The 19,575-nt window shown below is 72.2% G+C and carries 14 protein-coding genes; 9 read left to right on the forward strand and 5 right to left on the reverse strand.

The annotated features are described in order from the left end of the window. Positions 1–14: 14 nt before the first annotated feature. The 7 genes from msrB (at position 15) to HQN59_RS26705 (ending at position 11,776) form a co-directional block, all read left to right on the forward strand. Positions 15–497, forward strand: coding sequence for a peptide-methionine (R)-S-oxide reductase MsrB (gene msrB / locus HQN59_RS00095; RefSeq protein WP_176064873.1), 483 nt, complete (start codon positions 15–17; stop codon positions 495–497). Between the two features lie 242 nt (positions 498–739). After that, entirely contained in the window at positions 740–1,582 is an 843-nt protein-coding gene (locus tag HQN59_RS00100) for a hypothetical protein (RefSeq protein ID WP_217703792.1), read from the forward strand. Between the two features lie 148 nt (positions 1,583–1,730). Beyond that, positions 1,731–2,117, forward strand: coding sequence for a hypothetical protein (locus HQN59_RS00105; protein WP_176064875.1), 387 nt, complete (start codon positions 1,731–1,733; stop codon positions 2,115–2,117). Between the two features lie 493 nt (positions 2,118–2,610). After that, positions 2,611–3,066, forward strand: coding sequence for a ferritin-like domain-containing protein (locus HQN59_RS00110; RefSeq protein ID WP_176064877.1), 456 nt, complete (start codon positions 2,611–2,613; stop codon positions 3,064–3,066). Between the two features lie 258 nt (positions 3,067–3,324). Next, on the forward strand, positions 3,325–6,939 hold the full coding sequence (locus tag HQN59_RS00115; RefSeq protein ID WP_176064878.1) for an indolepyruvate ferredoxin oxidoreductase family protein: 3,615 nt from the start codon (positions 3,325–3,327) through the stop codon (positions 6,937–6,939). 63 nt (positions 6,940–7,002) lie between these two features. Beyond that, on the forward strand, positions 7,003–9,315 hold the full coding sequence (locus tag HQN59_RS00120; protein WP_176064880.1) for a sugar nucleotide-binding protein: 2,313 nt from the start codon (positions 7,003–7,005) through the stop codon (positions 9,313–9,315). Next, positions 9,308–11,776 carry a glycosyltransferase gene (locus tag HQN59_RS26705; RefSeq protein ID WP_176064882.1) on the forward strand — a complete coding sequence of 823 codons (2,469 nt, stop codon included), beginning with the start codon at positions 9,308–9,310 and terminating at the stop codon, positions 11,774–11,776. The genes HQN59_RS00120 and HQN59_RS26705 overlap by 8 nt, the downstream gene beginning before the upstream one ends. 43 nt (positions 11,777–11,819) lie before the next feature. Here the strand turns inward: HQN59_RS26705 and HQN59_RS00130 are convergent, their stop codons facing one another. Next, positions 11,820–12,041, reverse strand: coding sequence for an RNA-binding S4 domain-containing protein (locus HQN59_RS00130; RefSeq protein ID WP_176066196.1), 222 nt, complete (start codon positions 12,039–12,041; stop codon positions 11,820–11,822). A 92-nt stretch (positions 12,042–12,133) separates the two neighbouring features. Between HQN59_RS00130 and HQN59_RS25870 the strand changes: the two genes are divergently transcribed. After that, entirely contained in the window at positions 12,134–12,655 is a 522-nt protein-coding gene (locus HQN59_RS25870) for an H-NS family nucleoid-associated regulatory protein (protein WP_246294617.1), read from the forward strand. A gap of 168 nt (positions 12,656–12,823) precedes the next feature. Here HQN59_RS25870 and HQN59_RS00140 read toward each other — a convergent pair whose 3' ends face one another. Both HQN59_RS00140 and sppA read right to left on the reverse strand, forming a co-directional pair. Beyond that, positions 12,824–14,338 carry an NAD(P)-binding protein gene (locus HQN59_RS00140; protein ID WP_176064884.1) on the reverse strand — a complete coding sequence of 505 codons (1,515 nt, stop codon included), beginning with the start codon at positions 14,336–14,338 and terminating at the stop codon, positions 12,824–12,826. Between the two features lie 17 nt (positions 14,339–14,355). Continuing rightward, complete coding sequence (sppA, locus tag HQN59_RS00145; RefSeq protein WP_176064886.1) at positions 14,356–16,209, reverse strand: signal peptide peptidase SppA; 1,854 nt, start codon at positions 16,207–16,209, stop codon at positions 14,356–14,358. Positions 16,210–16,358: 149 nt separating this feature from the next. On the opposite strand from sppA, the gene HQN59_RS00150 reads away from it, so the two are divergent. Next, positions 16,359–17,354, forward strand: coding sequence for an AEC family transporter (locus tag HQN59_RS00150; protein ID WP_176064888.1), 996 nt, complete (start codon positions 16,359–16,361; stop codon positions 17,352–17,354). Positions 17,355–17,363: 9 nt separating this feature from the next. Here HQN59_RS00150 and HQN59_RS00155 read toward each other — a convergent pair whose 3' ends face one another. Further along, positions 17,364–18,929, reverse strand: coding sequence for a phospholipase D-like domain-containing protein (locus tag HQN59_RS00155; protein ID WP_176064890.1), 1,566 nt, complete (start codon positions 18,927–18,929; stop codon positions 17,364–17,366). Positions 18,930–19,049: 120 nt separating this feature from the next. Then, positions 19,050–19,469 (reverse strand): F0F1 ATP synthase subunit epsilon, encoded by a 420-nt coding sequence (locus HQN59_RS00160; protein ID WP_176064891.1) that lies wholly within the window; start codon positions 19,467–19,469, stop codon positions 19,050–19,052. Positions 19,470–19,575 lie beyond the last annotated feature (106 nt).

Raw genomic sequence — 19,575 nt, forward strand, 5'->3', positions numbered from 1 at the left:
ACCAGGAGCCTTCCATGCGCAGACGTCCCTTCCTCGCCATCCTGCCGTCGCTGACGCTGGCGCCGCTGGCGGCGCACGCGCAGGGCGCACCGAAAGCGGCCGAACGGCCCGACGCGGTGCGCCTCGCCGACGCCGAATGGCGCAAGCGTCTGAGCCCGGCGCAGTACGAGGTGCTGCGCCAGGAAGGCACCGAGCGCCCCGGCTCGAGCCCGCTCAACGCCGAGAAGCGCAAGGGGCGCTATCTGTGCGCGGGGTGCGACCTGCCGCTCTTCTCGTCGGACACCAAGTTCGAGAGCGGCACCGGCTGGCCGAGCTTCTACGCGGCGCTGCCGGGCGCGCTCGGCACCAAGACCGACCTCAAGCTGATGCTGCCGCGCACCGAGTACCACTGCGCGCGCTGCGAGGGCCACCAGGGACACGTGTTCGACGACGGCCCCGCACCGACCGGCAAGCGCTACTGCAACAACGGGCTCGCGCTGCGCTTCGTCGCCGGCTGATTCGGTCCGGGGGCCAAGCTCGCTCGTGCTCGCGTCGCCCGGGTCGTGAGGCTCGAACGACGCGCCGGCGCGACAACCGTCATCGGAACGCCTCCGCACGCTACGCCGCTCGCAGACGATCAGGTATACCCGTTGCCGTTGCGGCAGCGGACAAAAACCGCCGCGGAGCCTCGGGACCGGCCCGCTCGCCCCCGCCACCGGCGGCGCCGCAACGCTCCCGGACCGCTCTTCACCTCATCGTCATGTCGAAGCACGCCCCGACCGATCCCGACCTGCGCCGCCCGCGGCGGCCCTGGTTCGCCGCCCTTGCACTGGCCGTCGCCGCAGCGGCGCCCGCCCAGGCCGCGCCCGACGCGAATGCGGGGCCCGCGCCGGTGCCGCGCGTCGGCGCCGTGCTCGCGTCGACCTACGCGCCCGACGCGCGACCGGCGCCTGCCACCGCCTCGATCGGTCGGACCATCGGCGCCGCGCCCGCCGCGCGCCCTGCCGAGGCACCGCGCCGGAGCCCGCGCGTCGCCGACTTCGGCCAGGAGCCGCTCTCGGACGACGCGCGTGCGATCGCGAGCTGGGTCGTCGACGCCGCCGACAACCGTGGGCTGCCGTTCGCCATCGTCGACAAGGTGAACGCGCGCGTCGCGGTGTTCAACCCGGACGGCCGCATCGCCGCCTCGACGCCCGCGCTGCTCGGCCTCGCGCGCGGTGACGACTCGGTGCCGGGCATCGGCGAACGCAAGATCTCCGACATCAAGCCGCACGAACGCACCACGCCGGCCGGGCGCTTCGTGGCGGAAATCGGCGTCAACGCGAACGGCGAGGACATCCTGTGGGTCGACTACGACGCCGCCGTGTCGATGCACCGCGTGCGCAACGGCAACAAGGCCGAGCGCCGCCTGCAACGCCTCGCGACGGCGACCGTGGCCGACAACCGCATCTCGTACGGCTGCATCAACCTGCCGGTCGCGTTCTACGAGCAATACATCAAGCGCCTGTTCGAGGCGCGTGGCGGCATCGTCTACGTGCTGCCCGAAACGCGGCCGGTGCTCGCGCAGTTCGGCGCCTACCGGGTCGCGAGCGCCACGCCATAGCGCGCGGCGTGCTGCCGCCTGCGGGCCTGGACACAAAAAAAGCGGGCTGATGCCCGCTTCGTCGTTCCGGGCGTGGCTGCCGCACGCGGCAGCCACGCTTTTCGGGAACCTGCCTCAGTTGCGATCGGCGCGCGCGCCACGACGCGACGTGCCCATGCCGGCCGAGCCGCCGCTCGTGCTGCCCGACGACATGTCGCTCGTCGTGCCGCCGGTGGTGCCGCTGCCCATGGAGCCCGAGCCGGACGCTCCGGTCGAGCCCGAACCCATGGAGCCGCTGGACCCGGTCGCGCCGGTCGAGCCGGTGCGGTTCGCGGTGCTGCCCGCCGTGCTGCTGCGGCTGGTGCTGCCGGTGCCGCCCATCGCGCCGCTCGAGCCCGAGCCCGAGCCACTCATGGCGCCGCTCGAGCCCGAGCCGGTGCCGCCCATGGCGCCAGGACCGCTGGTGCCGCCGGGACCGGTTGCGCCGCCGGTCGAGCCGCCGCCGGCCGCGCCGCCAGCCGAGCCGCCGGCGCCGCCGCCCGCGCCACCGGCCTGAGCCATGGCGATCGTGGAGCCGAGTGCCAGGGCAACGGCTGCACTGATGTTCAGAAGTTTCGAAGAGCTTCTCATGCTGTCAATCCTCTCTCGTTGGTGGCCTTGGGCCGAGTCGTTGGATAAACGGCAGTCGGCTCAAGCCGGGCGCCGTGCGTTTCTCGCAAGGGGGACGCTGGCAACGCACGTGCCACATGCGCCCGCGGCAGGTGCTTATTCGCGTTGTGCGCCCAAGTCGGCTCGCGAGTGAGTGCCGCAGACACCGGGCGGGACCGCGGCGACTTGCAACTGCAGCCGAGTCACTGATCCGAAAACCCGAGCACACATCGCTTGCATTCGACCGGCGCCTCGAACGGCGGGTCACGCCCGTCAGGCACGCCGTGTGCCGATCGGGTTGGCTCGACGCCGCGGCGCCGGGCCGGCGATCGCCGCGACCCGAACGGCGTCGTTTCCAAGTTCGATGCGCGCTTAGCGCGTCTTTGCCTAAAGGATTGAAGATGAGCGACAACAACACGATCGACACGCTGAACACCCTGATCGAGACCTGCAAGGACGGCGAATACGGCTTTCGCAGCTGTGCCGAGCACTGCAAGTCCGGCGACCTGAAGGCGATCTTCCTCAGCCGCAGCCAGGACTGCCAGCGCGCGGCCCGCGAGCTGCAGGCGATCGTCTCGCGCCTCGGTGGCGCTCCCGAGACCGACAGCAGCGTCAGCGGCACCATGCACCGCGGCTGGGTCTCGGTGGTCGGCACGCTGACCGGCTACAGCGACCAGCAGATGCTCGACGAGTGCGAGCGCGGCGAGGACGCGGCGCTCGAGCGCTATCGCACCGCGCTGCAGCAGCCGCTGCCGTCCGACATCCTCAGCGTCGTGCAGGCGCAGTACGAGGGCGTCAAGCGCAACCACGACCAGATCCGTTCGCTGCGCAACCAGCACCGCGCCGCGAACACCTGATCGGGCACGCCGCGTGCGCAGTGGAGCGCACGGCGTCATGCTGAAGGGCGGCGTGCGGCCTGCGCGCCGTGCCATCCCGAGCGCCGTGCGCGACCCGTGCACGGCGCTTTTTCACTTGTGCGCCGGCCGTCGCGGCTGCAATGGCGCGCCACCGGTCGCGGCTTTGCCATACGGCCGGCGCCTCGCGGAGCCTGTGCCTACACTCGTGCAGCCGCGGCCCCGGCGGCCGTGGCGGCGTCCCGCACGGAGTGTCGAACCATGAACGCACCGCTTCCCGAGTCGATCCGTCGCGCGCTCGAGGACGCGACGCTCGACGACAAGTACCGCCTCGCGAGCGGGCGCGTGTTCATGAGCGGGGTGCAGGCGCTGGTCCGCCTGCCGATGCTGCAGCGCACGCGCGACCGCGCGGCGGGCCTGGCGACCGCGGGCTTCGTGAGCGGCTACCGCGGTTCGCCGCTCGGCGGCTACGACCAGGCGCTCTGGCAGGCCAAGGAGCACCTGGCGGCGCACGACATCGTGTTCCAGCCCGGCGTCAACGAGGAACTCGCGGCGACCGCCGTGTGGGGCTCGCAGCAACTCGATCTGTACCCGCAGTCGAAGACCTTCGACGGCGTATTCGGCATCTGGTACGGCAAGGGACCGGGCGTCGACCGCTGCTCCGACGTCTTCAAGCACGCCAACATGGCCGGCACCGCGCGCCACGGCGGCGTGATCGCGATCGCCGGCGACGACCACATCGCCAAGAGCTCGACCGCGGCGCACCAGAGCGACCACATCTTCAAGGCGTGCGGCCTGCCGGTTTTCTTCCCGACCAGCGTGCAGGACATCCTCGACATGGGGCTGCACGCGTTCGCGCTGAGCCGCTTCGCGGGCGTCTGGGCCGGCATGAAGACGATCCAGGAGATCGTCGAGTCCGCGTCGAGCGTGTCGGTCGACCCGGACCGCGTCGAGATCGTGATCCCGACCGACTTCCCGATGCCCGACGGCGGCCTGCACATCCGCTGGCCCGACCCGCCGCTCGAGCAGGAAGCGCGGCTGATGAACCACAAGTGGTACGCCGCACTCGCCTACGTGCGCGCGAACCGGCTCAACCACGACGTGATCGCCGGGCCGAACGACCGCTTCGGGATCATCGCGAGCGGCAAGGCCTACAACGACACGCGTCAGGCGCTGCACGACCTCGGCCTCGACGACGACACGTGCCGGCGCCTCGGCATCCGCCTGCACAAAGTCAACGTGGTGTGGCCGCTCGAGGCGACGATCACGCGCGCGTTCGCGCAAGGTCTCGACGAGATCCTGGTGGTCGAGGAAAAGCGCCAGGTCATCGAGTACCAACTCAAGGAAGAGCTCTACAACTGGCGCCCGGACGTGCGCCCCAACGTGCTCGGCAAGTTCGACGAGGCCGACGACACGGTGGCGCGCGCCGGCCCGTTCGGCGGCCACGGCGGCGAATGGGCGCAGCCCAACCCGAGCCAGAACTGGCTGCTGCGCGCGCAGGCCGACCTGACGCCGGCGATCATCGCCAAGGCGATCGGCAAGCGTCTCGGCAAGCTGCGCGGCGGCCTCGACCGCGACACCGCGGCGCGCATCGAAGCGCGTCTCGCGCTCATCGACGCCAAGGAGAAGAGCCTCGCCGCGAGCAGCGCCGCGAGCGCGGCGGGTGGGGCCGAACGCGTGCCCTTCTTCTGCAGCGGCTGCCCGCACAACACCAGCACCAAGGTGCCCGAGGGCTCGCGCGCGGTCGCCGGCATCGGCTGCCACTACATGGCGGTCTGGATGGACCGTTCGACGGTCACCTTCAGCCAGATGGGCGGCGAAGGCGTCTCGTGGGTCGGCCAGGCGCCGTTCACCAGCGAGCGCCACGTGTTCGCGAACCTCGGCGACGGCACCTACTACCACTCGGGGCTGCTCGCGGTACGCCAGGCGATCGCCGCCAAGGTCAACATCACCTACAAGATCCTCTACAACGACGCGGTCGCGATGACCGGCGGCCAGCCGGTCGACGGCACGCTCAAGGTGCCGGAGATGACGCGCGAGCTCGACGCCGAAGGCGCGGCGAAGATCGTGGTCGTCACCGACGAGCCCGAGAAGTACGAGGAGCACGCGATCGCCGCACGCCTCGCGAGCGGCGTTTCCGTGCACCACCGCGACGAGCTCGACCGCATCCAGCGCGAGCTGCGCGAGGTCGCGGGCTGCACGGTCATCATCTACGACCAGACCTGCGCGACCGAGAAGCGCCGGCGCAGGAAGCGCGGCCTGCTCGCCGAGCCGACCACCCGGGTCGTCATCAACGAGCTGGTCTGCGAGGCCTGCGGCGACTGCTCCGTGCAGAGCAACTGCCTGTCGGTCGAGCCGGTCGAGACCGAGTTCGGGCGCAAGCGTCGCATCAACCAGAACACCTGCAACAAGGACTACTCGTGCCTGAAGGGGTTCTGCCCCAGCTTCGTGACGGTCGAAGGCGGCACCTGGAAGGGCCCCGCCAAGGCGACGCCGCAGCGGCCCGACCCTTCCGCCCTGCCGCCGCTGCCGGAGCCGGCGCTACCGACGGCCGAGTCGGCCTGGGGCATCGTGGTCGCCGGAGTCGGCGGCACCGGCGTCATCACGATCGGCCAGCTGCTCGGCATGGCCGCGCACCTCGAGGGCAAGGGCGTCGTGACGCAGGACGCCGCCGGTCTCGCGCAGAAGGGCGGCGCGACCTGGAGCCACATCCAGATCGCGGACCGGCCGGAGGCGATCTTCACGACCAAGGTCGGGGCGGCCGAGGCCGACCTCGTGATCGGCTGCGACCCGATCGTCACCGCCAACCCGGCGACGCTCGCGACCCTGCGCGAGGGGCGCAGCTTCGTCGCGCTCAACACGCACGGGGCGCCGACGGCGGCGTTCGTCAGCCATCGCGACTGGGAGTTCCCGGCCGGGCACTGCGACGCCGCCATCGACGCCGCGGCGGGCGCCGGCAACGTCGGCCGGCTCGACGCCGACAAACTCGCGGTCCAGCTGGTCGGCGACTCGATCTACGCCAACCCGCTGCTGCTCGGCTACGCCTGGCAGCGCGGCCGGGTGCCGGTGTCGCACGCCGCGCTGCTGCGCGCGATCGAGCTCAACGGCGTGCAGGTCGAGCGCAACAAGGCCGCGTTCGAGTGGGGACGGCGCGCCGCCCACGACCTCGCCGCGGTCGAGGCGCTCGTCGCACCGGCGCAGGTGATCGAATTCGTGAAGAAGAGCGTCAACGTCGACGACTTCATCGCGCGCCGGGTCGCCTTCCTCACCGACTACCAGAACGCCGCCTACGCGGCCGACTACCGCGCGGTCGTCGAGCGTGTGCGTGCGGCCGAGGCGCCGTTCGGCGGGACGCGCCTCACCCAGGCGGTCGCCGGCGGCCTGTTCCGGCTGATGGCCTACAAGGACGAGTACGAGGTCGCGCGGCTGCACGCCGATACGGGCTTCCTCGAGCGCGTCGCCGCGCAGTTCGAGGGCGACTGGCGCGTCCACTACCACCTCGCGCCGCCGCTGCTCGCCAGGCGCAACGAGCGCGGCGAGCTCGTGAAGCGTCGCTTCGGCCCGTGGATGGGCGGCGCGTTCAAGCTGCTCGCACGCTTCAAGGGCCTGCGCGGCACGCCGTTCGATCCGTTTGGTCGGACCGAAGAGCGCCGCACGGAGCGCGCGCTGATCGGCGAGTACCGGGCCACCGTCGACGAACTGCTGGGGTCGCTGAGCACGGGCAACCTGGGCCTCGCAGTCGAGATCGCGCGCGTCGCCGACGACATCCGCGGCTACGGCCACGTCAAGGCGCGCCACCTGGCCGCAGCGCGCGCCAAGTGGGACGGACTGCTGGCGCGCTGGCGCTCGGACACCGCGGAACGCCTCGCGGCGTAAAACCGGCCAGCGGCAAGGCCCGGGAATTGCCTGCTCGCGACATTCCGGCCTCGAGTCACCCTGATGTCCAACCCATCGCACCGCGCGCCCGACGACCGCGCACCCCGCACCACACCCACCGCGCGTGGCGACGACCACCGCCGACGATCGAGCGCCGTTGCCGGCGAGCTCGAGATGTGGGGCGGCCTCGAGTGCACCGTCAACCGCGTCAACGACACCTACCTCGATCAGCTCGAACGCAACGGCCACGCCACCCGTGACGACGACCTGCCGCGTTTCGCGTCGCTCGGCATCCGCACGATCCGCTACCCGGTGCTTTGGGAGCGCACCGCGCCGAATGGCCTCGCCAGTGCCGACTGGTCGTGGGCGGACGCCCGCGTTCCGGCCCTGCGTGCGCTCGGCATCACTCCCATCCTCGGGCTCGTGCATCACGGCAGCGGCCCGCGCCACACCAACCTCCTCGACCCGGGCTTTGCCGACGGCCTGGCCGAATTCGCCGGCGCGGTGGCCGAGCGCTTCCCGTGGGTCGAGCACTGGACGCCGGTCAACGAGCCGCTGACGACCGCCCGCTTCAGCGCGCTCTACGGCATCTGGCACCCGCACCTGAAGGACGACCGCGCCTTCGTCGCCGCGGTGCTGAACGAGTGCCGCGGCACCGTGCTCGCCATGCGCGCGATCCGCCGCGTCAACCCCGGGGCGAAGCTGATCCAGACCGACGACCTGGGCAAGACCTGGGGCATCGCCGAACTGGCTTCGACCGTCGAGTTCTACAACCAGCGGCGCTGGCTCTCGTGGGACCTGCTGTGCGGCAAGGTCGGCCCCGAGCACCCGCTCTGGGACTACCTCGTCCGCGCGGGCGCGAGCGAAGCCGACCTGCGGTGGTTCGCCGAGAACCCGTGCCCGCCGGACGTGATCGGCATCAACTACTACGTGACGAGCGAGCGCTGGCTCGACCGCCCCGGCGAGTGCGAGGGCCGCCCCGCGGGCGAGCGCGACGGCGTCGGCTTCATCGACGTCGAGGCGGTGCGCGCGGTCGCGACGCCGCCGCTCGGCATCGGCCGGCTGCTCGACGAATGCTGGCAGCGCTACGGGCTGCCGATCGCGATCACCGAGGCGCACCTCGACGCGCGCCGCGAGGACCAGATGCGCTGGCTGCTCGAGATCTGGCGCGCCGCCGAGCAGGCGCGCGAGGCCGGCATCGACGTGCGTGCGGTCACTGCATGGGCGCTGCTCGGCTCGTTCGACTGGAATTGCCTGGTCGGCGCCTGCCGCGGCTACTACGAACCCGGTCCGTTCGACCTGCGCGCGCCGCTGCCGCGGCCGACCGGGCTTGCGCGCCTGATCCGGGAACTCGCGACCGGCCAGCCGCCCCGGCACCCGGTGCTGCAGGGCGAGGGCTGGTGGCGCCGGCCGGATCGCTTCGTCTGCAAGCCGGTGCGCGTCGAGACCGTGGTGACGCCGCTGGCGATGTATCGCCATCCGGTGCCGGCGGATCAGCGGACGCCGATCCTCGTCAGCGGCGCGAACGGCACGCTCGGCCAGGCGTTCGCGCGCCTCTGCGTGCAGCGCAACCTGGCGTTCCGGGTCCTCGATCGGGCGGCGATGGACATCGCCGACCCTGCCTCGGTGATGGCGGCGATCGCGCGCCACCAGCCGTGGGCGATCGTCAACACGAGCGGCTATGTGCGGATCGACGACGCCGAGGCCGAGGCTGACCGGTGCTTCCGCGAGAACACGACCGGCCCGCGCGTGCTCGCCGAATGCTGCGCCGACGCCGGCATCGCGCTCGTCACGTTCTCGAGCGATCAGGTGTTCGACGGCCGCAAAGCCACGCCGTACGTCGAGAGCGACACGCCGGCGCCGCTCAACGTCTACGGCCGCAGCAAGGCCGAAGCCGAAGCGGCGGTGCTGGCGCGCCACCCCGGCGCGCTGGTGGTGCGCACCAGCGCCTTCTTCGGGCCCTGGGACGGCCACAACTTCCTCGTCCACGCGCTCACGGCCCTCGCCGACGGCAAGGCGTTCGCGGCCGCCGACGACGTGCGCGTCGCACCCACCTACGTGCCCGACCTGGTCAACACCTGCCTCGATCTGCTGGTCGACGGCGAGAGCGGCATCGTCCACCTCGTCAACGTAGGCGACATGAGCTGGGCCGAGCTCGCGCGCGCCGCGGCGCAACGCGCCGACGTCGATACGAGGAGCCTGCGCCCGTGTGCGAACGCGCAGCTCGCGCTGGCCGCCCCGCGCCCGCGCTACAGCGTGCTCGCCAGCGAGCGCGTCTCGCTGATGCCGGCGCTCGACGACGCGCTCGCCCGCTTCGCCGCCGAGTTCGTGGCCAACCGGGAGCGGCTCGCCGCGGCCCACGCCAGGCGTGGCTGAGGGAGGGACCGGCCGCGCGAGGGCGCACTCGCATCCCGCGCCCGTCGACGCGCGTCCGCTCGCCGACGCGGCCGCCCCGTTCCGGTCGTTCTGGATGGGCGGCTTCGAAGGCGCCGACCACATCAACGGGCTCGGCGTTCCGCTCGACATGGTTCGGGGCAACGGCCACCTGGCGCAGCTCGACGACGACTACCGGCGCCTCGCGCGCATCGGCCTGCGCACGGTGCGCGAGAGCATCGGCTGGCGCCTCGCCGAGCGCTCCGGCGCGCCGCCCCGCCAGCGCTTCGACTTCTCGCGCGCCCTGCGCATGGCCGACGCCGCCGCGCGCCACGGCGTGCAGATCCTCTGGACGTTGATGCACTACGGGCGTCCGGACGACGTCGACGTCTACGAGCCGGGCTTCGTCGACCGCATGGGCGAGTACGCGGCGGCCGCGGCGCGCGCGCTGCGCGGCAGCAGCGCCGAGCCGGCCGTCTACACGCCGATCAACGAGATCAGCTTCTATGCGTGGGCGGTGGCGGACACCGAGCTGTTCCACCCCTACCGGCGCGAGTCGGAGCGCCGCCGCAAGCCCGGAGAGCCGCCCGGGCGGGTCGGCGTCATGGTCAAGCGCCACCTGGTGCAGGCATCGCTGCGCGCGATCGCCGCGATCCGCGCCGAGGACCCCGGCGCGCGCATCCTGCACGTCGAGCCGATCGTGCGCCAGGTCGCGCCGCAGCACGCGCTCGAGCTCAGTGCGCGCGCCGAGGAGGCCGACACCCACCAGTGGCAGTCGTGGGACATGCACGCCGGACGGCTGATGCCCGAACTCGGCGGGCATCCCGACACGCTCGACCTGCTCGGCGTCAACTACTACCACGACGGTCAGTGGGAGATCGAGACCGGCGCACGCCTCCAGTGGCACCTGCGCGACCCGCGCCGGCTGCCGTTCGAGTCGCTGCTGCAGTCGGCGTGGAAGCGCTACCGGCGCCCGCTCGTCGTCACCGAGACCAGCCACGTCGGGGTCGGCCGCGCCCAGTGGATCGACGAGGCGTCGGCGGCGGTCGAGCGCGCGCGCCGCATGGGCGTGCCGGTGCACGGCATCTGCCTCTACCCGGTGGTCGACCGCCCGGACTGGAGCAACGACCAGCACTGGCATCGGAGCGGCGTCTGGGACGTCGACCCGCCCGAATCGCCGACGCCGCTGCGCCGGCGCCTCAACCTCGGCTTCGCCAAGTCGATCCGGCGCGCGCAACGGCGGCTGCCCGCCGCGCCGATCGCGGCGCGCGCGATGCCGCACCTGCTGGTGCTCTCGCATTGGCCGTGGAACCTGCCGCGCCAGCGTGCGCACCACCTGCTGGCCCGCCTGGCGGAGCACTACCAGGTGGTGTGGATCGACCCGCCGGCGCACGCGGCGGTCCCGCCCTGCGTGCAGCGCGGCTCGCCCTGCACGGGCGTCGAGCTGCTGCGCCCGCTGACCCCGGTCGAGGCGCCCGGCTGGGCCGACGCGCAGTTGCCGGTGCTGCGCGACCTGCTCGCCAGGTACGTCGCCACGCATGCGGTCGCCGAGCCGATCGTCTGGGTGACGACGCCGCTCGCACTGCCGCTCGTCGACGCGCTGCGCCCGCGCACGCTGATCTACGACGCGATCGACGTGGCGGCGCTCGCCCAAGGCGAGCCGATGCAACGCCACGAAGCGGCGCTGCTGGCACGCGCCGACCTGGTCTTCGCCGGGCCCGGCCGGCACGTCGAGGTCGCGCCCACGCGGCCGGATGCGGTCGCGCTGCCGAACGGCGTCGACGCCGCGTCATGGCGTGGCGGCAGCCGCGCGGTGCACGACAGCGGCGCGCTCGATGCGATCGAGCAGCGCATCGGTCGGCCGCGTCTCGGCTTTGCCGGGCTGGTCGACGAGCGCATCGATCTCGACCTGGTCGCGGCGCTTGCCGACGCCGACCCGTCACGGCACGTGGTAATGGTCGGACCAATCACGAAAGCGGCGCCCGCAGCGTTGCCGCGGCGCCCGAACCTGCACTGGCTCGGCGCGCAGCCCGACGACGTGCTGGCGGCACTCGTCGACGGATGGGACGTCTGCCTGCTGCCGTTCGAGCAGGGCGTAGGCGCGCGGCGCGGCGAGCCGATCGAGGCGCTCGAGTTCGCCGCGGCCGGCAAGCCGATCGTCGCGACGAACGCCGTGGCAACGCTTGGCAATGCCGTGGCGACCTGTACGGACCGCGACGCGTTCATTGCGACGTGCCGCGCCCTGCTGGCCGAAGCGCCGGCCGCACGCGAGCGCCGCAACGCCGCGCTCGACGATGCCGTTCGGCATCACGCGTGGGACGATGTCGCGCAGCGCGCCCAGGCTGCGATCGAGGCACAGTTGGCGCGGTTGCCGGGCAGCCCGTCGCAGCCCGACCTTTCGTCGCTGGGTCCCCCGCGTGCCGCGGCGGTCGACACGACATCCATCGACACCGATCGACGCTGATTGCAACCTTCGTCGATCGGCCGATGCCGCACGCTCGCGCCCGCTATGCAGCGGCGCGCACCCGCACGAGGTGCGGCCCACTTCGAACGTCGTCGCCGACGCGCAGCTTTCGGCCGCGGCGCATTTCGACCTCGCCATTGACCATCACCTCGCCCGCAGCGATAAGCGCTTTCGCATTGCCGCCCGACGATGCGATGCCGCAGGCCTTGAGCAATGCGTCGAGTGCGATGTGCTCGCCGCGCAAGTCCAGATAAACAGGTTCCATGCGCAATTGGACCCGATCTCCCCGTCTTCGGACGTGTCACGCCGACGCAATTAGACTTATGGTCCTTTCGTTCTTTTTCCCATAGGACTTAGATGCCCAAGACGTACGCCCAGATCACGAAGCAAATCGAGGCACTCAGAGCCGAAGCCGAACAACTCCGCAAGCGCGAAGTCAGCGAAGTGATCGAGAAGATCAATGCGGCGATCGACGCCTACGGCATCACCGCGGAAGACCTTTTCGGTCCGCGGCGCCAGCGCGCGAGCGGCGCGGCGAGCAAGGGAAGCGGCGCGCGTGCCGGCCGTCAGCCGAAGTACAGCGACGGCGCCGGCAACGTGTGGGGCGGCATGGGTCCGCGCCCCAGGTGGCTGCGCGACGCGATCGCCGGCGGCAAGTCGCTCGAGGACTTCCTCACGTCGCGCAGCGGCGGCGGCGACGAAGCGGCGGCACCGCGCAAGGCAGCCGGCAAGCGCGCCGGCCGCAAGGCGGCCCGTGGCGCGTCGACCACCCGTTTCAGCGATGGCAGCAACAACTGGAGCGGTCGCGGCCCGCAGCCGGGATGGCTGAAGCAGGCGCTCGCGAGCGGCAAGTCGCTCGACGACCTGCGCGTCGCATGAACGAGCGCTGAACGCGCGAGGTGCCGTCAGGCGCCTCGCGTCGTCACTGGCGGAGCACGCTCGTCACGCACGACGTGCGTTGCCGACCGCTTCGCGAAACCGGCAGCGTTGCTGCCTCCCCCATCGCCTTCGCGCCGTCCGGCCCCAGGCGATCGCCGCCGCAGGGCGTCAGCGCCTGGCGGGTTGGGAGTCGCGTTCGAACTCCAGCGTGCCGTCGTCGATGCGCCCGCGCAGCATCAGCGCATCGCGCAGCACGTTCTGATGGAGCCGCCACGGCGGCTTGCTGCCCTGCCGCGGCAGGCGATCGAGCGCGCGCTGCACGTAACCCGACGTGAGGTCGAGAAACGGTCGTGTCTCGACGTTCGCATCGATGCGCGGGCGTGCGCTCGCGAGGCCATGGCGGCGCATGTGACGCAGCAGCCGGCACACGTAACGCGCGCTGAGGTCCGCCTTCAGCGTCCATGACGCGTTGGTGTAGCCGAACGTCAACGCGAGGTTGGGCACGCCGCTGAACAGCGTCCCCTTGTAGGCGACGGTCGACGCGGGATCGATCATCCGACCGTCGATCGAGACGCCGACGCCGCCGAGCACCTCGAGCTCGAGACCGGTCGCCGTCACGATGACGTCGGCCTCGAGCGAGCGCCCGGACGCCAGCCGGATGTCCTTCTCGCCGACCGATTCGATGCGGTCGGTCACGACGTCGGCGCGGCCGCTCCGGATCGCGGCGAACAGGTCGCCGTCGGGCGCCACGCACAGGCGCTGATCCCACGGACCGTAGCGCGGCGTGAAGTGCGTCGCGACGTCGTGACCCGGCAGCCGGCGCTGCACCTCCGCGACGAGGCGACGGCCGATCGCCGCCGGCCAGCGCCGCGCCAGACGAAAGAACAGCATGCCGAGCAGCACGTTCTTCGCACGCACCAACCGATAGGCGAGGCCCGCAGGAAGAACGCGGCGCAGGCGCTCGGCGATGCGGTCACGCGAGGGCAGGGCGATGATCCAGGTCGGCGAGCGCTGCAGCATGGTCACGTGCGCGGCATGCCTGGCGAGCTCCGGGACCAGCGTCACCGCGGTCGCGCCGCTGCCGATGACGACGACGCGCCGGCCCGCGAGGTCGAGGTCGTCGGGCCAGAACTGCGGGTGCACCCAGCGCCCGTCGAAGCGCTCCTCGCCCGCGAAATGCGGCCGGTGCGCGCGGTCGTAGAGGTAGTAGCCGCTGCAGAACCAGACGAAGCGGCAGGCGATCTCGATGGGTGGCCCGTTCGCGCGCTCGACCGCGAGCGTCCAGCGCTGGCGCGCCGAGCTCCAGTCGGCACGCACCACGCGATGGCCGAAGCGGATCGCGCGATCGATGCCGCGCTCGGCGGCGGTGTCGACGATGTAGCGGCGGATCGATGCACCGTCGGCGATCGCAGTGGCGTCGGGCCACGGCCGGAACGCGTAGCCGAGCGTGTGCATGTCCGAGTCCGAGCGGATGCCCGGATAGCGGAAGAGGTCCCAGGTGCCGCCGATCGCATCGCGCGCTTCGAGGATGACGAAGCGCTCGTCGGGGCAGCGGTCCTGCAGATGCGCGGCGGCGCCGATGCCCGAGAGCCCGGCGCCGACGATGACGACGTCGACCTCGCTGGCGTCGGCCGCGCCGCCGACGCCGCGTTCCGGCGGCTGCGCGCGGGCCGCAGCGTCCACGTCGGCTCAGCCGCCGGTCATGGCCCGCACAGGCAGTGCGTGACCGCGCTGTAGGCCTTGCGCTGCTCGGTCAACTCGCCGAGCCAGCCGAGGTCGCGCACGACCTCGCGCGCCGCCGCCGGCGCGATCGTCTCGGCGCCGAACAGCGGCCCCAGCGGGCCGCCGACGAGCTCGGCGATGCCGCCGTTGAGCAGGCTGAGCGCGCGCGCCAGCTTGCCGGGCTCGCGCTCGATCCAGGTGACGCGGGCGTCGGCCGGCAGCTTGGCGCGCTGCGCGGCGGCGCGCAGGGCGTCGCTGAGGCCGCCGAGGCGGTCGACGAGGCCGCGCTCCTTGGCCTGCGCACCGGTCCAGACGCGGCCCTGCGCGACCGTGTCGATGGCGGCCGGCGTGCTCTTTCGCGCCGCCGCGACCTTGCCGACGAACTCGGCGTACACGTGGTCGATCGTGGTCTGCACCAGCGCCGCGTAGCGGGGGTCGAGCGGCAGGCGCGGATCGCCCGCGTCGCGCAGCCACGTGGTGGTGACGCCGGCGCGCTGGATGCCGAGCCGGTCGAACGCGCGCTCGGCGGTCGGCAGCAGCGCAAACACGCCGATCGAGCCGGTGATCGTACCGGGGTCGGCGATCACCTCGTCGGACGCGGTCGAGATCCAGTAGCCGCCCGACGCAGCGACGTCGCCCATCGACACCACCACCGGCTTGCCGGCGCGCCGCGTCAGCTCGAGCTCGCGGCGCACCAGCTCGGAGCCGAACACGCTGCCGCCCGGCGAATTGACGCGCAGCACCAGCGCCTTGATCGAGCGGTCGTCGCGCGCCTGACGAATCAGCGCCGAGGTCGACAGGCCCCCGATCGTGCCGGCCGGCGCGCTGCCGTCGACGATGTCGCCCTCGGCGACGACCACGCCGACCGCATCGCCGCCGACCGCCGGCTTGATGCGCGCCAGGTACGACTCGAACGAGACCTGGGCGAAGGTCTTGCCTTGCGCGTCGGCCGCGCCGCGCTCGCGCATCAGCGCGCCGAGCTCGTCGCGCGTCTTGAGGCCGTCGACGAGCTTGTCGGCAAGCGCGGCCCTGCCCTGATCGCCGCCGGCCGACATCAGGCGCTCGGGCGCCTCCTCGATCGAGCGCGCGATCGCCCCTGCCGGCAGGCGCCGCGCGCGCTCGACGTCGGCGGTGTAGATCGTCCACATCGAGCCGTAGAGCGCGGCATCGGCCTCGAGCGACTCGGGTGACGGCTGGCTCGCGACGAACGGCTCGGCGGCGTTCTTGTACGTGCCCACGCGCAACAGGTTGACGCTGATGCCGAGCTTGTCGAGCGCGTCGCGGTAGTAGTTGCGGTGCCGTCCGTAGCCCTCGAGCCTGAGAGCGCCCATCGGATGCATGTAGACCTCGTTGGCGCGCGCGGCCAGGTAGTACTGGCGCTGGTCGTAGCCCGATCCCCACGCGACGACCTGCTTGCCCGTCGACTTGAAGCGATCGATCGCGGCGCCGATCTCGTGCAGCGACGCAAGCCCGGTGCCCTGCATCTCGTCGAGCAGCAGCACGACACGGGCGATCTTCGGGTCGGCCGCGGCGCGATCGAGCACCTCCAGCACGTCGCGCAGCCGCACGCTCTTGACGCGCCCGCCGCGCAGCTGGTCGAGCGCGGTCGAGCGCACGTTGCCGATGGTCTGCTCCGAGATCGGACCCTCGAGATCGAGCACCAGCGCGGTCCGGTCGGCGAGCGCCGGCGGGCCGCCCTGCACCAGGCCGATCAGGATCAGGAGCACGATCAGCCAGAACAGCAGCGTGAACGCGACGCGTCGGCCGGCATCGAGGAACCACCAGAGGGCGCCGAACCAGCGGCGAATGCGGCCGGGCTTGGACGAGGGCATCAAGGCTCCATCGATGGGGAAAAGCGAGACTGTAGCGGCGGCCGGCGGGCCGCGCCCCGTCGGTCCAAGCGGGATTCGGGCCACGACCGCTCGCGCCCTCGGCGGCCCTGCCAGCGCCGGCGGCGAGCCCTTGCGATACTCGCGCCCGCATGCAAGCGACCCTCGCCGTCACCGTTCCGTTCTTCGCACTGGTTCTTCTCGGATACGTGGCGGCCCGGCGCGAGCTGCTGCCCGACGCGGCGGTTCCGGGCCTCAACGCCTACGTGCTGTACTTCGCGCTGCCGTGCATGCTGTTCCGCTTCGGCTCGAGCCTGCCGATCCGCCAGCTGATCGACCCGCTGCTGATCGCGATCTGGGCGGTGAGCGCGCTCTGCGTGATCGCGCTCACGATCGTGCTGACGCTTCGGCGCGCCGGGCGCCCCGGCGGCGTTGGCATGACCGATGCCGCGTTCGGCGCGCTGGTGGCCGCGTTTCCGAACAGCGGCTTCATGGGGGTGCCGCTGCTCCTCGAGCTGCTCGGCGCGTATGCGGCGGGGCCGGTGATCAGCACCCTCCTGATCGACCTGGTGCTGACCAGCACGGTGTGCCTCGCGCTCGCGCAGGCACGCGTGCATGGCGGCCACATGGAGACGTCGCTGCTGCACTCGGCGGCACGTGCGCTGCGCGGGGCGGCGGCCAACCCGCTGCCGTACGCGATCGCGCTCGGCGCGGTGGCGGCGGCGACGGGGCAGCGCCTCGTCGGCCCGGTCGAGCGCGTCGTCTTCATGCTCGCCGACTCGGCGACGCCGGTGGCGCTGTTCACGATCGGCGCGGTGCTGTGGCGCGCCGGCCGCCACGCCCATACCCGCACCCCACCGCGCCACTACCTGCCGGTCGCGCTGATCAAGCTGTTCGTCCACCCGCTGGTGGTGTTCGTGGTGGGGCACATCGCGGTCGCCACCGGCGCCCCGGTCAGCCGCTCCGGCATGACGGCGCTGGTGCTCGCCGCCGCCTTGCCGAGCGCGAGCAACGTGTCGCTGCTCGCCGAGCGCTACGGTGCCGACAACGGCCGCGTCGCGCGGATCATCATGGCGTCGACGGTGCTGGCGTTCGGCTCGTTCTCGCTGCTCGCCTGGCTGCTCGGCAGCGGCGTCCTGCGGCGCTGAGCCCGCAGCTCAGAGCTGGAATGCGAGCCAGATCACGAGGCCCTCGGCGAGGTCGCGCAGCAGCCCGGGCGCCTTGGCCACGTAGGGCCGCGCGGCGGCCCGCTCGCGCTCGATCCAGTCGGCGAAGCGGCCGATGTCACGCGACTCGTAGAACGCGACCATCAGCTCGTAGTTGAGGAACAGGCTGCGCGCGTCGAGATTGGCCGAGCCGACGAGCGCGATCTCGTCGTCGATGACCACTGCCTTGGCGTGCACCATGTGCGGCGTCAGCCATACCCTGGCGCCGGCGGCGTGCAGCTCGCGCAGCGGCCGGTTGCGCGCGAGGTCCGCGAGGCGGTGGTTCGAGCGCGCGGGCAGCACCAGATCGATCTCGACGCCGCGCCGCGCGGCGAGCGTGAGCGCCTGCTGCAGCCCGGCGTCGGGAACGAAATAGGGGGTCACCGCGACGATGCGTCGGCGCGCGATGAACGCGCCCGAGACCAGCAGCACCTGGACCGTGTCGTCGACCTGGTCCGGACCGCTCGGCACCAGCTGGGCGAGCGGCGCAGCCGCGCGGTCGCCCTCCGGCGGCGGCGCAAGGTCGCTTTGCGGGGGCGCTGTCAGTGCTGTGGCGGCCGCCATCGGCGATACGGACGCGAGCGCGGTCGCGGCGGCCGGAATGGCCGGCGCTGCCGCGCGCGCATGCGCGGGCGCTCCGGCGCCCAGCAGCGGGCTGCGCGGCCCCAGCGGCGCGCGCGTCGCGTAGGCCCAGTCGAGGTCGAACAGGCGCCGTGCGTCGGCCGCGAGAGGCCCCGCGCAGTCGAAGCTGAGGTCGTGCCAGCCGCTGTCGGCCGGCCGGGCGAGAGGCCGCCCGGCCGACGGCAGTTCGAAGTAGGGGGCGGCGAGGTTGCGACCGCCGCACCAGAAGCGCCGCGAGTCGGCGATCACGAGCTTTCGGTGGTTGCGCAGGTTGGCGCGGCCGCGCAGGATCGACCGGAACGGCGGCACGAACTTGACCACCTCGACACCCGCCGCCCGCAGGCCCGCGACGTCGACGCGGCCGCCGAGCAACGCACCGATGCCGTCGATCAGCAAGCGCGTGCGCACGCCGGCCCGCGCGCGTGCCTTGAGCGCATCGATCACCGGCTCGCCGACGCGGTCCTGGGCCAGGATGAACGTGCTCACGTCGAGGGTTCGTTCGGCCGACGCGATCACCTCGTGCAGCGCGCGCAGCGCCGCGGCGCCGTCGGCGTGCACCGAGAGCCGCTCGTAGCCGGTGGCATCGGCAAGCCCCATCGCGCGGCCGAGGCGCTGCGCCCAGAGCGCCGGCAGCGCGCCATCGTCGGCGCCCGCGACGGCCGCCCCGCGCGGCGGCGGCGGGTCGCGCAGCAGGAGCTTGCGGCTGCCGAACATCACGAAGAGCGGCAACGCCAGGTACGGCAGCAGCGCGAGCGCGATCACCCAGCCCACCGCGGCCGAGGGGTCGCGGCGTTGAGGAAACGCACGCGACACGGTGACGTAGAAGACGAGCGCGATCGCGACCACGACGCCGTGCAGCGTCAGCCACTGGCGCAACAGGGCGTCTTCGAAAGGCATCGTCGTGCGGTCAGCGAGCGACGCCGCGATGCCCGCGCAGGCCGCCGCGAACGGTCACCCCGGAAAAGAAGAAACCCGCCGGGCCTGCGCCGGGCGGGTTCGAGCGGGATGGCTGCCCGGTCACTTCCTGCGGTACTTGCGCAGCGCCGCGATCTGCGCCGCCATCGCCGCGAACTCGCCTTGCGCCTTTGCGAAGTCGATGTCGCTCTTGGCGTTCTTCATCGCTTCCTCGGCCTGCCGCTTGGCCTCGTTGGCCTTGGCTTCGTCGAGGTCGTGGCCGCGAATCGCGGTGTCGGCGAGCACGGTCACCGTGTCGGGCTGCACCTCGAGGATGCCGCCGGCGACGAAGACGAACTCTTCCTCGTTGTTGTCGGCGCGCTTGATGCGCACCGCGCCCGGCTTGATGCGCGTGATCAGCGGCGTGTGGCGCGGGTAGATGCCGAGCTCGCCGAGCTCGCCCGGCAGCGCGACGAAGGTCGCCTCGCCCGAGAAGATCGATTCCTCGGCCGAGACGACGTCGACATGCAGGGTAGTGGCCATTGATATGTCCTAGTTCGTAGCCCCACGAGAAGGCTTCAGAAACCAAGCAATCGGCGCCGGGGCAAGGCGGCGCGCACAGCCGTGCTGGTGCACGGCGAGCACGCCA

This window comes from Rhizobacter koreensis (assembly GCF_013366375.1).
Classification (GTDB): Bacteria; Pseudomonadota; Gammaproteobacteria; order Burkholderiales; family Burkholderiaceae_C; genus Schlegelella_A; species Schlegelella_A koreensis.

Coding starts and splice junctions, on each gene's coding strand:
- HQN59_RS00120 (WP_176064880.1), top strand. CDS start 7,003: ATGTCCAACCCATCGCACCGCGCGCCCGACGACCGCGCACCCCGCACC.
- HQN59_RS00100 (WP_217703792.1), top strand. CDS start 740: ATGTCGAAGCACGCCCCGACCGATCCCGACCTGCGCCGCCCGCGGCGG.
- HQN59_RS00130 (WP_176066196.1), bottom strand. CDS start 12,041: ATGGAACCTGTTTATCTGGACTTGCGCGGCGAGCACATCGCACTCGAC.
- HQN59_RS00115 (WP_176064878.1), top strand. CDS start 3,325: ATGAACGCACCGCTTCCCGAGTCGATCCGTCGCGCGCTCGAGGACGCG.
- HQN59_RS00155 (WP_176064890.1), bottom strand. CDS start 18,929: ATGCCTTTCGAAGACGCCCTGTTGCGCCAGTGGCTGACGCTGCACGGC.
- HQN59_RS25870 (WP_246294617.1), top strand. CDS start 12,134: ATGCCCAAGACGTACGCCCAGATCACGAAGCAAATCGAGGCACTCAGA.
- msrB (WP_176064873.1), top strand. CDS start 15: ATGCGCAGACGTCCCTTCCTCGCCATCCTGCCGTCGCTGACGCTGGCG.
- HQN59_RS00160 (WP_176064891.1), bottom strand. CDS start 19,469: ATGGCCACTACCCTGCATGTCGACGTCGTCTCGGCCGAGGAATCGATC.
- HQN59_RS00110 (WP_176064877.1), top strand. CDS start 2,611: ATGAGCGACAACAACACGATCGACACGCTGAACACCCTGATCGAGACC.
- sppA (WP_176064886.1), bottom strand. CDS start 16,209: ATGCCCTCGTCCAAGCCCGGCCGCATTCGCCGCTGGTTCGGCGCCCTC.
- HQN59_RS00150 (WP_176064888.1), top strand. CDS start 16,359: ATGCAAGCGACCCTCGCCGTCACCGTTCCGTTCTTCGCACTGGTTCTT.